Origin of the sequence: Actinomycetospora sp. (assembly GCF_036497585.1) — a bacterium.
Classification (GTDB): domain Bacteria; phylum Actinomycetota; class Actinomycetes; order Mycobacteriales; family Pseudonocardiaceae; genus Actinomycetospora.
Map to the genome: position 1 here is coordinate 19555 of NZ_DASXJD010000202.1, position 13506 is coordinate 33060.

Annotated in this window: 15 protein-coding genes; 12 read left to right on the forward strand and 3 right to left on the reverse strand. The window is 74.7% G+C overall.

The window, feature by feature from the left end; all coding sequences use genetic code 11:
- Positions 1-42 precede the first annotated feature (42 nt).
- From VGH76_RS19605 to VGH76_RS19625, 5 genes are all read left to right on the forward strand, one after another.
- Entirely contained in the window at positions 43-1674 is a 1632-nt protein-coding gene (locus VGH76_RS19605; protein ID WP_331558392.1) for a uroporphyrinogen-III synthase, read from the forward strand.
- A gap of 89 nt (positions 1675-1763) precedes the next feature.
- Positions 1764-2738, forward strand: a complete 975-nt coding sequence (gene hemB, locus VGH76_RS19610; RefSeq protein WP_331558393.1) for a porphobilinogen synthase — start codon at positions 1764-1766, stop codon at positions 2736-2738.
- A 31-nt stretch (positions 2739-2769) separates the two neighbouring features.
- Positions 2770-3189 carry a hypothetical protein gene (locus VGH76_RS19615; protein ID WP_331558394.1) on the forward strand — a complete coding sequence of 140 codons (420 nt, stop codon included), beginning with the start codon at positions 2770-2772 and terminating at the stop codon, positions 3187-3189.
- Positions 3186-3671, forward strand: coding sequence for a hypothetical protein (locus VGH76_RS19620; protein ID WP_331558395.1), 486 nt, complete (start codon positions 3186-3188; stop codon positions 3669-3671). Before VGH76_RS19615 ends, VGH76_RS19620 begins: the two co-directional genes overlap by 4 nt.
- Complete coding sequence (locus tag VGH76_RS19625) at positions 3668-3928, forward strand: hypothetical protein (RefSeq protein WP_331558396.1); 261 nt, start codon at positions 3668-3670, stop codon at positions 3926-3928. The genes VGH76_RS19620 and VGH76_RS19625 overlap by 4 nt, the downstream gene beginning before the upstream one ends.
- Positions 3929-3993: 65 nt before the next feature.
- Here VGH76_RS19625 and VGH76_RS19630 read toward each other — a convergent pair whose 3' ends face one another.
- The gene (locus VGH76_RS19630; RefSeq protein WP_331558397.1) at positions 3994-4509 is read right to left on the reverse strand and encodes a DUF3761 domain-containing protein; all 516 of its coding nucleotides are present in this window, start codon (positions 4507-4509) and stop codon (positions 3994-3996) included.
- Positions 4510-4698: 189 nt separating this feature from the next.
- Here VGH76_RS19630 and hemL point away from each other — a divergent pair, with 189 nt between their 5' ends.
- The 7 genes from hemL (at position 4699) to VGH76_RS19665 (ending at position 12665) form a co-directional block, all read left to right on the forward strand.
- The gene (gene hemL / locus VGH76_RS19635) at positions 4699-6033 is read left to right on the forward strand and encodes a glutamate-1-semialdehyde 2,1-aminomutase (RefSeq protein WP_331558398.1); all 1335 of its coding nucleotides are present in this window, start codon (positions 4699-4701) and stop codon (positions 6031-6033) included.
- Positions 6034-6050: 17 nt separating this feature from the next.
- Positions 6051-6677 (forward strand): histidine phosphatase family protein, encoded by a 627-nt coding sequence (locus VGH76_RS19640; protein ID WP_331558399.1) that lies wholly within the window; start codon positions 6051-6053, stop codon positions 6675-6677.
- The gene (locus VGH76_RS19645) at positions 6674-7261 is read left to right on the forward strand and encodes a TlpA disulfide reductase family protein (protein ID WP_331558400.1); all 588 of its coding nucleotides are present in this window, start codon (positions 6674-6676) and stop codon (positions 7259-7261) included. Before VGH76_RS19640 ends, VGH76_RS19645 begins: the two co-directional genes overlap by 4 nt.
- Before the next feature lie 312 nt (positions 7262-7573).
- Complete coding sequence (locus VGH76_RS19650) at positions 7574-8422, forward strand: cytochrome c biogenesis CcdA family protein (protein WP_331558401.1); 849 nt, start codon at positions 7574-7576, stop codon at positions 8420-8422.
- 15 nt (positions 8423-8437) lie between these two features.
- Entirely contained in the window at positions 8438-10153 is a 1716-nt protein-coding gene (gene resB / locus VGH76_RS19655; protein ID WP_331558402.1) for a cytochrome c biogenesis protein ResB, read from the forward strand.
- Positions 10150-11172: a c-type cytochrome biogenesis protein CcsB gene (gene ccsB / locus VGH76_RS19660; RefSeq protein ID WP_331558403.1), complete on the forward strand. Its 1023-nt coding sequence runs from the start codon at positions 10150-10152 to the stop codon at positions 11170-11172. Before resB ends, ccsB begins: the two co-directional genes overlap by 4 nt.
- Before the next feature lie 140 nt (positions 11173-11312).
- Complete coding sequence (locus VGH76_RS19665; RefSeq protein WP_331558404.1) at positions 11313-12665, forward strand: MinD/ParA family protein; 1353 nt, start codon at positions 11313-11315, stop codon at positions 12663-12665.
- Positions 12666-12669: 4 nt separating this feature from the next.
- On the opposite strand, the gene VGH76_RS19670 is transcribed toward VGH76_RS19665, so the two are convergent.
- Together VGH76_RS19670 and VGH76_RS19675 are read right to left on the reverse strand one after the other, a co-directional pair.
- Positions 12670-12921, reverse strand: coding sequence for a hypothetical protein (locus VGH76_RS19670; protein WP_331558405.1), 252 nt, complete (start codon positions 12919-12921; stop codon positions 12670-12672).
- Positions 12922-13050: 129 nt separating this feature from the next.
- Entirely contained in the window at positions 13051-13314 is a 264-nt protein-coding gene (locus tag VGH76_RS19675; protein ID WP_331558406.1) for a hypothetical protein, read from the reverse strand.
- Positions 13315-13506 lie beyond the last annotated feature (192 nt).

Genomic DNA, 13506 nt, shown 5'->3' on the forward strand with positions numbered 1-13506 from the left:
CGCGACCGTCGACGAAGAGAACACGATGGGACGAGACAGGACATGACCGCACCCCCCTCCACCACCGCCGGCCGGGTCGCCTTCGTCGGCAGCGGCCCCGGCGACCCCGGGCTGCTGACCGTGCGTGCCCGTGAGGCGCTGGCGTCCGCGACCTACGTCGTGGCGGACCCGGGCGTGCCGGCCGACGTGATCGCGCTGCTCTCCGACGGGCCGCGCCCGGTCACCGTCCGCCACCCCGGCGGCGACGCCGAGATCTCCCCGCTGTCCGACCCGACCACGGACGGCTCGCTGGCCGACGGGGCCGAGGTCGCCGAGGCGCTCCCCGAGGACCCGGCGGTGCTCGCCGAGCACCTCGCGTCGCAGGCCCGCGACGGCGAGTCCGTGGTGCGCCTCGTCGTCGGGGACCCCCTGACCCGCTCCTCGGTGATCACCGAGGTCCGCTCGGTCGCCTCCGCGGCCGTGCCGTTCGACGTCGTGCCGGGGATGCCCGCGAGCACCGCCGTCCCGGCCTACGCCGGGGTCGCGCTGGGCCCGTCCTGGACCGCTGCGGACGTCCGCGGCGGGCTGGACTGGACCACGCTCGCCGTCGCACCCGGGCCGCTGGTGCTCACCGCGACCGCGGCCGACCTCGCGTCGACGTCGGCCTCGCTGGTGGAGAACGGCTGGAAGCCCGAGACGGCGGCGCTGATCACCTCGCAGGGCACCGAGTCGAAGCAGAAGACGGTCACCTCCAGCGTCGACAAGCTCGCCGCCGACGGCGCCGACCTCGAGGGCCCGCTCACGGTCACAGTCGGGGACGCCGCGGGCGACCGGGCCGCGCTGTCGTGGTGGGAGTCCCGCGCGCTGTACGGCTGGCGCGTGCTGGTGCCCCGCACGAAGGACCAGGCGGGCGCGATGAGCGACCGGCTGCGCGTCCACGGCGCGGTGCCCGAGGAGGTCCCGACGATCGCCGTCGAGCCGCCCCGCTCGCCCGCGCAGATGGAGCGCGCGGTCAAGGGCCTGGTCGACGGGCGCTACCAGTGGGTGGTGTTCACCTCCCAGAACGCGGTGCGCGCCGTGTGGGAGAAGTTCCAGGAGTTCGGGCTGGACGCCCGGGCGTTCTCCGGCGTCAAGATCGCCTGCGTCGGTGAGGCGACCGCGTCGACGGTGCGCGCGTTCGGCGTGCACCCCGAGCTCGTGCCCGACGAGCAGACCGAGCAGTCCTCCGAGGGCCTGCTCGACGTCTTCCCGCCGCACGACGACGTGCTCGACCCGGTGGACCGCGTGCTCCTGCCGCGGGCCGACATCGCGACCGAGACCCTCGCCGAGGGTCTGCAGTCCCGCGGCTGGGAGATCGACGACGTGACCGCGTACCGGACGGTGCGCGCCGCGCCGCCCCCCGCGCCCACCCGCGAGGCGATCAAGACCGGCGGCTTCGACGCGGTGTGCTTCACCTCGTCGTCCACGGTGCGCAACCTCGTGGGCATCGCCGGCAAGCCGCACGCCCGCACCATCGTGGCGTGCATCGGGCCGAAGACCGCCGAGACCGCGGTCGAGTTCGGTCTGCGCGTGGACGTCAAGCCCGACGTCGCCGAGGTCCCGGCCCTGGTCGAGGCCCTGGCCGCGCACGCCAACAAGCTGCGCGCCGAGGGCGCGCTGCCCCCGCCCCGCAAGACGAAGGCGCGCAAGCGCTAGGTGCGCTCCGCGCTCGTGAGCACTTTCGGGGGCTATGACCCCGGAAAGCGCTCACAGGGCCGGAGGCCACCTCCTCCGGAGGACCGCCCATGTTCCCCACCGACCGTCCCCGCCGGCTGCGGACCACCCCGGCGCTGCGCCGGTTGACCGCCGAGACCGACGTCCGGCCACGCCACCTCGTGCTGCCGGTGTTCGTCGCCGAGGGGCTCGACGCGCCGAAGCCGATCTCGTCGATGCCCGGCGTCGTGCAGCACACCCGCGAGACCCTCCGGAAGGCGGCCGCGGAGGCCGCGGGGGCGGGCCTGGGCGGGATCATGCTGTTCGGCGTGCCCTCGCGGCACGACGCGACCGGCTCGGGTGCCGTGGACCCCGACGGCATCCTCAACGTCGGGCTCCGCGACGTCCGCGAGGAGGTCGGCGACGACCTGCCGGTCATGGCCGACACCTGCCTCGACGAGTTCACCGACCACGGCCACTGCGGCGTCCTCGCCCCCGACGGCTCGGTCGACAACGACGCGACCCTCGAGGTCTACGCCGACATGGCGGTCGCGCAGGCCGAGGCCGGGGCCCACGTCGTCGCACCGAGCGGGATGATGGACGGGCAGGTCGGACGGATCCGGGAGGCGCTCGACGCCGCCGGCCACGCCGGTACCGCGATCCTCGCCTACTCCGCGAAGTACGCGAGCGCGTTCTACGGCCCGTTCCGCGAGGCGGTGGACTCCCAGCTGAAGGGCGACCGCCGCACCTACCAGCAGGACCCGGCCAATGCCCGCGAGGCGCTGCGCGAGGTCACGCTGGACCTCGCCGAGGGCGCGGACATGGTGATGGTCAAGCCCGCGATGGGCTACCTCGACGTGCTCCGCTCGGTCGCCGACGTCTCGGAGGTCCCGGTCGCCGCGTACCAGGTCTCCGGGGAGTACGCGATGATCTCCGCCGCCGCCGAGCGCGGCTGGATCGACCGGGAGCGGACGATCCTCGAGACGGTCACCGGGATCCGGCGGGCGGGCGCGGACATCGTGCTCACCTACTGGGCCACCGAGCTCGCCGGACGGCTCGACCGATGACCATCCCGGTCCCCGGCTCGTTGAGCCGGACATGAGCGAGCCCGTGCGCGAGGTCACGCCGCCCCGTGAGGAGCCCGGTCGCCCGCGGGTGGTGACCGCGGCGATCGTGCTGTGGGCGGTGCTGGGAGTGTTGCTGGTCCTGACCGGACTGCTGTTCGCGGTCGCGACCGCCGTCGGCATCACCGACCCGACGACGGGTGCGGGCTCGCTGGTCCTCACCGCGATCGTGCTGGTCGTCGTCGGGATCGCGACGCTGCTGGCGACGCGGGCCCTGCGCGCCGGGTCCCGCCCGGCCCGCGCGGCGCTCACCGCGATCGGGGTGGTGCTCGCCGTGGCGGGCCTCGTGCAGCTGACGTTCCTCGGCGTCGGCGGCTTGTACTTCGTCGCGTTCGCCGCGGGTGGGCTGCTGCTGCACCTGCCCGCGGCCCGGTCGTTCTTCACGGAGCGATGAGCGGGGCGGGTCCCGACGACGCGGGGGTGCTGTTCGCCGAGGCGGGTGCGCCCTGGTGGCCGCTGCTGATCGGGCCGGCGGTCGGGGTGGGCGGGGTGCTGCTCGACCGGCTGGCGCCCGGCGGCGCGACGCCGTGGGCGTGGGTCGTCATCGGCCTGGTGCTGCTGCTGCCGATCGCGCTGATCGTGCGGGCCCGTCGCCGGCTGCTGCGGGTGCGGGTCACCCCCGAGGTGCTGGTGCAGGGCGATGAGGCGGTCCCCATCGCCCGGATCGCCGGCATCCGCCCCGCCGACGGCAGCGGCCGCTACGGCATCCGCCCGTTCGGTGACCACCCGACGGTGCCGCGCCACGTCGGCGTCATCGTCGTGACCCTCGAGGACGGGACCCGCCGAGCGGCCTGGGCCCGCGACGCCGACGGGCTGCACGCCGCGCTGGGCCGGGTGCTCGCGCAGCGGTCCCCGACGCGGGCGGAGGGTGCGTGAACCGTCGGGCGGTGGTGACGGCCCTCGTCGCGGTGGTGCTGCTGGTCGTCGGGGTGCTCTGCGTGGCCCACGGGGTGGACACGGCGCCCTCGACCGGGGGGCTGCTCGTGTCCCCGGTGCCGCTCACCCGGGTGCTCGGCGCGTGGGTGGCGTCCGGGGTGGTGCTGGTGACGGCGGCGCTGGTGTGCGGGATCGACGCGGTCGCCCGGTGGCGGGCCGCCTCCCGGACGGAGCGAGCGGACCGCTCGGGCGCCTAGAAGCAGTGAGAGTGCCGCGCGCTCGGGTGGTAGACGGCTCGGGTGGCGGCCGCCCTGGACCGATCTCAGAGCCACTCCCGGACGCCGCCGTGGCCTGAGCAGGTTCCCGACTTGTGCTTCGAGTGGCTGTCGGTGCCGTCCTTGCAGATGGCGGTCGCTCCAGAGCTGTTGCCGTCGGGTCGCTCGACCTGCTGCCCGTCGGAGTTGGTGTAGGAGCCGCCGTAGCCGGAACCGCTCGAGGAGCCGGACGACGAGGAGTCGGAGTACGTGCTCGACGAGGACGATCCGTAGGAGCCGGCGGCGGACGACCCGGAGGTCGACGAGCCGTAGGTGGACGAGCCGTAGGTGGACGAGCCGTAGGTCGACGAGCCGTACGTCGACGACCCGTAGGTCGAGGAGCCGTAGGTCGAGGAGATCGGCGTGGGCGTCGGGCTGCAGGCACCGAGCCCCGCCAGGAGGGCGAGACCCGCGACCCCGGCGGCGACCCGCGCCCACCGACTCCGCCCTCCTGCTCCTGAGAGCTCAGCGGACTGCTTCGACTGGCCGATCTCCCGGCCGCCCGGACGGACGCTGCGCGCCATGGCTACTCCCCCTGTCGACTGTGACGCAGGTAGGAGCGCAATGTGAGCGCCCTGTGTTACTCGCTTCACCCTCACGGGTGATGACGGCCCGCTCGGACGGAGAGGCGCAGCGGGAGAGCCGGTCGCCCGGCCGGGGCGCTGGGCCCCGGCGGACGCCCGTCACACCGCCGCGCCTGGGACACTGAGCGGGTGAGCAGCGCTCCCACGACGGCAGCCGGGCCGGTCGCCCGCTCGGCTGAGCTCTTCGCGCGCGCCGAGGCGGTCGTCCCCGGGGGCGTCAACTCCCCGGTCCGCGCCTTCCGCTCGGTCGGCGGGACTCCCCGGTTCATGTCCGAGGCGCGGGGCGCCTGGCTCACCGACGCCGACGGCAACCGCTACGTCGACCTCGTCAGCTCCTGGGGACCGATGATCCTCGGGCACGCGCACCCCGCCGTCGTCGAGGCCGTGCGCGACGCCGCGACCCGTGGCCTGAGCTTCGGCACCCCGACCGAGGGCGAGATCGCGCTCGCCGAGGAGATCGTGCGCCGTGTCGAGCCCGTCGAGCAGGTGCGCCTGGTCAACTCGGGCACCGAGGCCACGATGAGCGCCATCCGGCTCGCCCGCGGCTACAACGGCCGCAGCGTCGTCGTGAAGTTCGCGGGCTGCTACCACGGCCACGTCGACGCGCTGCTCGCCGAGGCCGGCTCCGGCGTCGCGACCTTCGGCCTGCCCAGCACGCCCGGCGTCACCGGCGCCCAGGCCACCGACACCGTCGTGCTGCCCTACAACCACCTCGACGCCGTCGCCGCCGTCTTCGCCGAGCGCGGCCCCGAGATCGCCTGCGTGATCACCGAGGCGGCCGCCGGGAACATGGGCGCGGTCGCTCCCGAAGACGGGTTCAACGCCGGGCTCAAGCGGCTCTGTGCCGCCCACGGCGCGCTGCTGGTGATCGACGAGGTGATGACGGGGTTCCGGGTCTCGCCGGCGGGCTGGTACGGCCTCGAGGGGGTGGCCGGCGACCTCTACTGCTTCGGCAAGGTGATGTCCGGCGGGCTACCCGCGGCCGCGTTCGGCGGCAGCGCCGAGATCATGGGCCACCTCGCGCCGGCCGGGCCGGTGTACCAGGCGGGCACGCTGGCCGGGAATCCCGTCGCCGTCGCCGCCGGCCTGACGACGCTGCAGCATGCGACCCCCGAGGTGTACGAGGCCCTCGACGCGAACGCCGACCGCCTGCACGGGCTGATCACCGACGCGCTCTCCGGCGCGGGGGTCGAGCACACGATCCAGCGGGCCGGGTCGCTCGTCTCGATCCGGTTCGCCGGCGAGCCGGGGCGGAACTACGACGACATGAAGGCCGCCCAGACCTGGCGGTTCCCACCGTTCTTCCACGCCCTGCTCGACCGCGGTGTCTACTTCCCGCCCAGCGTCTTCGAGGCCTGCTTCATCTCCGCGGCGCTCGACGACGAGGCCTTCGGGGTCATCGCCGACGCGCTGCCCCACGCCGCGGGCGCCGCCGCCGCCGCGACCGCGCCGGAGGAGCAGTGACGGGCGGGAGCGGCCCGGTGCGGACCGCCGTGCACCTGGTGCGCCACGGCGAGGTCCACAACCCCGAGCACATCCTCTACGGGCGCCTGCCCGGCTACGGGCTCTCCGAGACCGGCCGCACCCAGGCGCTGCGCGTCGCCGAGCACCTCGCCTCCGCCGACGTCACCGCCCTGTTCGTCTCGCCGATGCAGCGCGCGCAGGAGACGGCGGTGCCGATCGCGGAGAAGCTCGGGGTGGACCCGGTCGTCGACGACCGGCTGATCGAGGCGGCCAACGCGTTCGAAGGCCAGTACGTGGGGGTCGGCGACGGGGCGCTGCGCAAGCCCGAGTTCTGGCCGCTGCTCCGCAACCCGTTCCGCCCCTCCTGGGGCGAGCCGTACCTCGAGATCGCCCACCGCATGCTGGGCGTGGCCCACCGGGCGCGGGCGGCCGCCGCGGGGCACGAGGCGGTGTGCGTGACCCACCAGCTGCCCATCTGGACGCTGCGGCGCTTCCTCGCCGGGCAGCGGCTCTGGCACAACCCGACGCAGCGCCAGTGCGCGCTCGGGTCGGTGACCACGCTGGTGTTCGACGACGAGTCGCTCGTCGACATCGGCTACGCCGAGCCGTCGGGCACCTCGGACCCCTCGGCCACGGGCGCATGAGACGGGTGCTGGCGGCGCTCGCCGTCGTCGGGCTCGCCCTGCTCGGCGGGTGCTCCTCGAGCTCCTCCGACGACGGCGGGTTCCAGTTCGTCGCGCCGAACGGGCAGACGCAGATCACCTACCCGGAGGCCCAGCGCCGCCCGCTCGCACCGATCGTCGGGGACTCCCTGCTGACCCCCGGGCAGCAGGTGTCCAGCGCCCAGGACAAGGGCCAGGTCGTCGTCGTGAACATCTGGGGCTCGTGGTGCGGGCCGTGCCGCGGCGAGTCGCCGGCGCTCGAGCAGGTGGCCCAGGCGTCCGCGGCGCGCGGGGTGCGGTTCCTCGGCGTGGACGTGCGCGACGACCGCGACGCCGCCGCCGACTTCGTCCGCAGCCGCGCGGTGACCTATCCGTCGATCTTCGACCCGCCGGGGCGCTCGCTGCTCGTGCTGAGCGGCTACCCGCGCAACGCGGTGCCCTCGACGATCGTGCTGGACCGGCAGCACCGGGTCGCGGCGGTGTTCCTCACCGCGGTGCTGGCGAGCGACCTCCAGCCGGTGGTGGACCGGGTCGCGGCGGAACCGGCGCCGGCGCCGGCGGGCTGAGCCGGCCCGGCGCCGGATTCGACCGAAGGGCACCTTCGGTCGATCTATCCGGCGAGGGGCGCCCCTGGTCGGAACGGTGCTCGGCCGATCTATCCGGCGAGGGGCGCCCGTGGTCGGAACGGTGCTCGGCCGATCGTTCCGGCGAGGGGCGCCCGTGGCCCATCTATTCGACCGAAGGTGCCCTTCGCTCAGAACCGAGCCGGCCGGGGTGACCTACGACATCTCGTAGGACGATGGCCCCCGCCCTCACGCGCCACGGACGCCACCGCCCTACGCTGGGTGCGAGATGAACGCCAGGCATCGCGGGTCCCCATGGACCTGACCCAGATGGTGACCTCGGGTCCCGTCCTGCTCGCGCTCGGGCTCTCGCTCGTCGCGGGCCTGGTGAGCTTCGCGTCGCCGTGCGTCGTCCCTCTCGTCCCGGGCTACCTCGCGTACCTCGCCGGGCTGGTCGGGGCCACCGCTCCCCCGGTCACCGTGGAGGAGGTCGCCGAGCGCCGGACCGCCGCCGTCGGAGCCACCGCCACCGCCACGACCACCACACCCACGACGACCGCCGCCCCGACCCGACGCGGCCGCTGGCGGCTCGCCGGCGCGGCGGCGCTGTTCGTCCTCGGCTTCACCGTGGTGTTCGTCCTCGGCCTCGGCGCGATCGTGTGGGCGGCCGACGCCCTGATCGCCAACGAGGACGTGCTGCAACGGCTCGGCGGCGTCGTCACCGTGGCGATGGGGCTGGTGTTCCTCGGCCTCGTGCCCGCCCTGCAGCGCGACACCCGCCCGCACTGGGTGCCGCGCATGGGCCTCGCCGGCGCGCCGCTGCTGGGCGCCACGTTCGGCCTGGGCTGGACGCCGTGCCTGGGGCCCACGCTGACCGGTGTCATCGCGCTGGCCTCCGGGACCGGTGCGGGGCCGGGCGCGCTGCGCGGCGGCGTCCTCGTGCTCGCCTACTGCGCCGGGCTCGGCGTGCCCTTCGTGCTCATCGCGCTCGGCGCCGGCCGGGCGGTGCGGGCCCAGGCGTGGCTGCGCGCCCACGTCCGCGGCATCCAGATCGCCGGCGGCGCCCTGCTCGTCCTCGTCGGCCTCGCCCTCGCCACCGGCCTGTGGGGCGAGATCGTGACCCTGCTCCGGGAGCCCGTCGCCGGCTTCTCGACCCCTCTGTGAGTCCGTGACCACCCCATGACGCAGACGCTCCGCACGCCGCCGGACTCCCCGGGGCCGCCGCCCACGCCACGCCGGTGGGGACGTGACCTGCTCGCGCTCGGCCGCAACACCTGGCGCGGCCTCACGAGCATGCGGACCGCGCTGATCCTGCTCTTCCTGCTCGCGCTCGCCGCGCTCCCCGGGGCGTTCATCCCGCAGCGCGGCCCGAGCCCGCAGGCGGTCAAGGACTACTTCGTCGCGCACCCCACCCTTGCCCCGTTGCTCGACAAGATCGGGGTCTTCGACCTCTTCGCGACGCCGTGGTTCTCGGCGGTCTACCTGCTGCTGTTCATCTCGCTGGTCGGCTGCCTCGTGCCGCGGACCTGGGAGCAGGTCCGCTCGCTGCGCGCCCCCACCGTCGCCGTCCCGCGCAATCTCTCCCGGCTGCCCCACCACGCGGCGGGCACCGATCCCCGCGACCCCGACGACGTCCTCGCCGCCGCCCGCACGCGGCTGCGGGGCTGGAAGGTCGACGTCCGCGACGAGCCCGGCGGGGTCCGGACCATCTCGGCGGAGAAGGGCGCGCTGCGCGAGGTCGGCAACGTCGTCTTCCACATGAGCCTGCTGGCGCTGCTCGTCGGGATCGCGGTCGGGAAGCTCTTCGGCTACGAGGGCAACGTCATCGTCATGGCCGACGGCTCGGAGTTCTGCAACTCCGGGATCCTCGCCTACGACACCTTCCGGCCGGGACTGCGCGTCGACGGCACGAACCTCGACCCGTTCTGCGTCGACGTCGACCACTTCTCCGCGCAGTACCGCCCCGACGGCGCCGCGGACTCGTTCGCCGCCGACGTCCGGTACTCCGACGCCGCGCAGATCGCGAGCGGCGCCGCGCCCACCCCGGGCACCATCGCGGTCAACGAGCCGCTGCGGTTCGACGGCGAGCGGGTCTACCTGCTCGGGCACGGCTATGCGCCGCAGTTCACGGTGACCTTCCCCGACGGCGCGCAGCGCACCCAGGCCATCCAGTGGGAGCCGGTCGACCAGACGACGTTCCTCTCCCAGGGCGCCACCAAGTTCGACCGGCCCGGCGTCACGACCGATGCCGAGCGCCGCCGCACCCAGCTCGCGATCACCGGGCTGTTCGCGCCGACGTCCAGCGGCGGCGACATCGTGACCTCGACCTATCCGGCCCCGACCAACCCCGAGGTCGCCGCCGACGTCTACCGCGGCGATCTCGGCCTCGACTCCGGGAAGGGCCAGTCGATCTACGGGATCGACCAGTCGATGGTCGACCAGGGTCGGCTGGTCAAGGTGGCCCGCCAGAACCTCGTGCCCGGCCAGACGCTCACCCTCGACGACGGCACCCGCATCCGCTTCGACGCCGTGAAGGAGTGGGTGAACATCCAGGTCTCCCACGACCCGGCGCAGGACGCGGTCCTCGTCGCGGCGATCGCGCTGCTCGTCGGGATCACGCTGTCCCTGACGATCAAGCGCCGCCGGTTCTGGGTGCGGGTGACGCCGCCGACGACGGGTCCGGGTTCGCCGTCTACGACAGACGGTCGTACGGTGGCCGGGACTGGCTCGAGCGTGGAGCTCGGCGGGCTCGCCCGCACCGACCAGGCCGGCTACGGCGAGGAGTTCGACCGGCTGCGGGCCGACCTGCTGGGGCGGGACCGGCCGTCCGCCGGGGGCGCCCCGGCCCGCGACGACGTCCCGGACGAGCAGCGCGACAACGGAGGTACCGGATGAACGTCGACGCCCCGCTGGGCGACTTCGGCGACGTGCTGTTCTACTCGGCGCTCGCGGTCTACATCCTCGCGATGCTGCTGCACGCCGTGGAGCACGGCCTGCTGCGCCGCACGGAGCCGGTCGCCGCGCCGGCGACCGCCGCGGTGCCCGCGGGGGTGGCCGCCGGCGGGGTCGACGAGCCGGGTGGCGGCGCCGTCGTCCCCGACGACCCGGCGCTCACCGACGAGCCCCCCGCGGGGACGACCGGGGCGCCCCGCGCCCCGCGGCCCGCCTCGGAGCGCTTCGGGCGCATGGGTGTCGCGCTGACCGTGCTCGGCGCGGCGCTGCACCTGGCGATGCTCGTCGTGCGCGGCACGGCGGCCCACCGGCCGCCCTGGGGCAACATGTACGAGTTCGTCGCGGCGGTGACCCTCGTCGGGGTCGTCGCGTGGCTGGTCGTGCTCTCCCGCCGCCCGGAGCTGCGCCGCCTGGGTGTGTTCGTGCTGCTGCCGGTGATCGTGCTGATGTTCCTCGGCGGCACGGTGCTCTACACCCAGACCGCACCCGTGGTGCCCGCGCTGCACTCGTACTGGCTCGCCATCCACGTGACGGCGGCCGTGATCTCCTCGGGAATCCTGCTCGTCGCCGGGGTCGCGAGCGTGCTCTACCTGCTGCGCAGCGTCCACGACGCGAACGGCCGGCTCGCCTGGACCGCCCGCCTGCCCGCGGCCGACGTCCTCGACCGCGTCGCCTACCGCGCCACCGCAGTCGCCTTCCCGATCTGGACGTTCGCCGTCATCGCCGGGGCCATCTGGGCCGAGGCGGCGTGGGGCCGCTACTGGGGCTGGGACCCCAAGGAGACCACCGCGTTCATCGCGTGGGTCATCTACGCGGGCTACCTGCACGCGCGCTCGACGGCCGGCTGGCGGGGCCGCAAGGCCGCCGCGGTCAACGTCGTCGGGTTCGCCGTGATGGTCTTCAACCTCTTCTTCATCAACCTCGTCGTCACCGGCCTGCACTCCTACGCGGGCGTCGGCTGATCCGCTGCGGAGATCCGGACCTGATCGCCGCGTTCGTCTCGTCCTGATCGTCCCGGCCGGTTACGGTCGTGCGGCCGGTCGGCCTCCGCGAGGGGTGGGCCCGTCCCGGCGCCGGTGACGACGGAGGGAACGCGCCGACGATGGATGGCCGCGGGGACGAGCCGGGCGAGAACGCAGCGAGCCCGGCCGCGCCGGAGTCCGCCGCTGCGGACGGCGGCCCGGCCGACCCGGAGCGGTCGACGACGGCGGGGGTGGCGACGGCGACGGGTCCGTCGTCCGCGACGCCGGAGGCCCGGTCCGAGGACGACCTCGCGGCCGAGACCACCCACCAGGTCGACACCGCGGGTGCGGCGCGCGGCGACGTCCGCCGCCCCGGGGCCGGCGACACGCCCCGGACCCCGTCCGCGGAGCCAGTCCAGCACGGCACGAACGGCGCCGGGGAGCAGCGCGCCGACGGCGCGGCAGCACCCGCGCCGTCGTCGGGACCCTCCTCGTCGGGACCCTCCTCGTCGGGGCTCGCGACGATCGGTACCGCGGCGGGGCCGCCCGCGATGTCGGACCTGTCCTCCGCCCAGCTGCTGCGCCCGGCGAAGCCGGTGCCGCGCACCGGGTGGCGCCGCGCGGTCTACGTGGCCAGCGGCGGCACGGTGAACCCGGGCGAGAGCGAGGCGGACGCCGCCCGCCGGGCCCTGGTCGCGCGGGTCAACCAGCCGCTGCAGGGCTGCTACAAGATCGCGATGCTGAGCCTCAAGGGCGGTGTCGGGAAGACGACGACGACGGCCGCGCTCGGGGCGACGTTCGCGTCGCTGCGCGGCGACCGGGTCGTGGCGGTGGACGCGAACCCCGACCGCGGGACGCTCGCCGAGAAGGTCCCGGTGGAGACGACGGCGACGGTGCGCCACCTGCTGCGCGACGCCGCGCTGGTCCGGCGCTACTCCGACGTGCGCGCCTACACCTCGCAGGGCCCCTCGCGGCTCGAGGTCCTCGCCAGCGAGCAGGACCCGGCGGTGTCCGAGGCGTTCAGCGAGCTCGACTACCGCCGTGCGGTTGACCTCCTCGAGCACTTCTACAACATCGTGCTCACCGACTGCGGCACCGGACTGATGCACTCGGCGATGCGCGGCGTCCTGGACGTGGCCGACTCGCTCGTCGTGGTCTCCTCCTCCTCCATCGACGGGGCCCGCAGCGCCTCGGCCACGCTGGACTGGCTCGACGCGCACGGCTACGGCGATCTCGTGGCCCGCTCCACCGCGGTGATCAACTACGTGCGGCGCTCGTCGGGCGGGGTCGACCTGGACCGGGTGGCCGAGCACTTCGCCGCCCGGTGCCGCACCGTCGCGCGGCTGCCCTTCGACCCGCACCTCGACGAGGGCGCCGAGATCGAGCTCGAGAAGCTCGCGCCGCGCACCCGCACCGCGATGCTCGAGCTGGCCGCCGTGGTCGCCGACGACTTCCCCCGCGTCGGGTCCCGGGTCCGCATCGGGCCCTGCTGACCCGTCACCCCTGACGCCACCACCGCCCGGTCGGGGGAGGGCCGAGGAACGCCCGGGCGTCGTCGTGGAACCCGATGCCGGTCCGCCGGGGGTGCTCGCGGACCCACGCCCGCAGCCGCGTGTCGAGGTCGGCCGGGACCGGGCGGCGGGCGGCGTCGCGGAGCTCGGTGACGATCCGCCCGAGCACCCGGACCCGCTTGGCCGCCAGCGCCTCGCCCTCCGCCCGCACCCGCCCGAGATCGAACGTTCCGTTCACGCGGGGACGACCCGGGTGGTCGTCACGGTGAGTGAACAATGGCCGGTGACTACAGCGGAGGGCAAGACTCGATCACGCTGATGGAGCAAGAAGCGGGACGGGACCCGCAGGCGACGTTGCGACGTGTGGTCAGGCGCCGGGGGACGGGTCCTGCCCGTCGGTACGGCCGCGTTTGACCTGCTCGTCGAGGCTGCGGAGGAACTCCGGGTCGTCGTCCGGGGCGATCGGACGGGTGCGGCGGCCGCGTCCGGCACCCGGGGTGCGCGTCGGGCCGGTCGGTGCCTCGTCCTCGGTCGTGCCCGTCCCCGTGGCGAGCGCCTGAGCGGTGACGGCCTTCCAGAGCAGCACGCCGACGGCCACGAGGACCATCACCGCGACGACGAAAAGCACCACGTCTCGCACCTCCTCCGAACGCCCACGGGGGCGGCCGATCGCTCGCGCGGCCCCAACGCTACCTGTCGATCCACGTGTCGGGGGGACGATCACGCGAGGTCCGTCGGGTGGACGGTTCGTGACGGTGAGCGGCGCCACACGCGCGGGAGGACCCGGCCGCGGCCATGCCGCGGCCGGGTCCTCCCGGGGTCC

Bases quoted from the DNA above. Each gene is read 5' to 3' on its own strand.
- VGH76_RS19630 (WP_331558397.1), bottom strand. From the start codon at position 4,509: ATGGCGCGCAGCGTCCGTCCGGGCGGCCGGGAGATCGGCCAGTCGAAG.
- VGH76_RS19645 (WP_331558400.1), top strand. From the start codon at position 6,674: ATGAGACGGGTGCTGGCGGCGCTCGCCGTCGTCGGGCTCGCCCTGCTC.
- VGH76_RS19620 (WP_331558395.1), top strand. From the start codon at position 3,186: ATGAGCGGGGCGGGTCCCGACGACGCGGGGGTGCTGTTCGCCGAGGCG.
- resB (WP_331558402.1), top strand. From the start codon at position 8,438: ATGACGCAGACGCTCCGCACGCCGCCGGACTCCCCGGGGCCGCCGCCC.
- hemB (WP_331558393.1), top strand. From the start codon at position 1,764: ATGTTCCCCACCGACCGTCCCCGCCGGCTGCGGACCACCCCGGCGCTG.
- VGH76_RS19605 (WP_331558392.1), top strand. From the start codon at position 43: ATGACCGCACCCCCCTCCACCACCGCCGGCCGGGTCGCCTTCGTCGGC.
- VGH76_RS19650 (WP_331558401.1), top strand. From the start codon at position 7,574: ATGGACCTGACCCAGATGGTGACCTCGGGTCCCGTCCTGCTCGCGCTC.
- VGH76_RS19665 (WP_331558404.1), top strand. From the start codon at position 11,313: ATGGATGGCCGCGGGGACGAGCCGGGCGAGAACGCAGCGAGCCCGGCC.
- ccsB (WP_331558403.1), top strand. From the start codon at position 10,150: ATGAACGTCGACGCCCCGCTGGGCGACTTCGGCGACGTGCTGTTCTAC.
- VGH76_RS19615 (WP_331558394.1), top strand. From the start codon at position 2,770: ATGAGCGAGCCCGTGCGCGAGGTCACGCCGCCCCGTGAGGAGCCCGGT.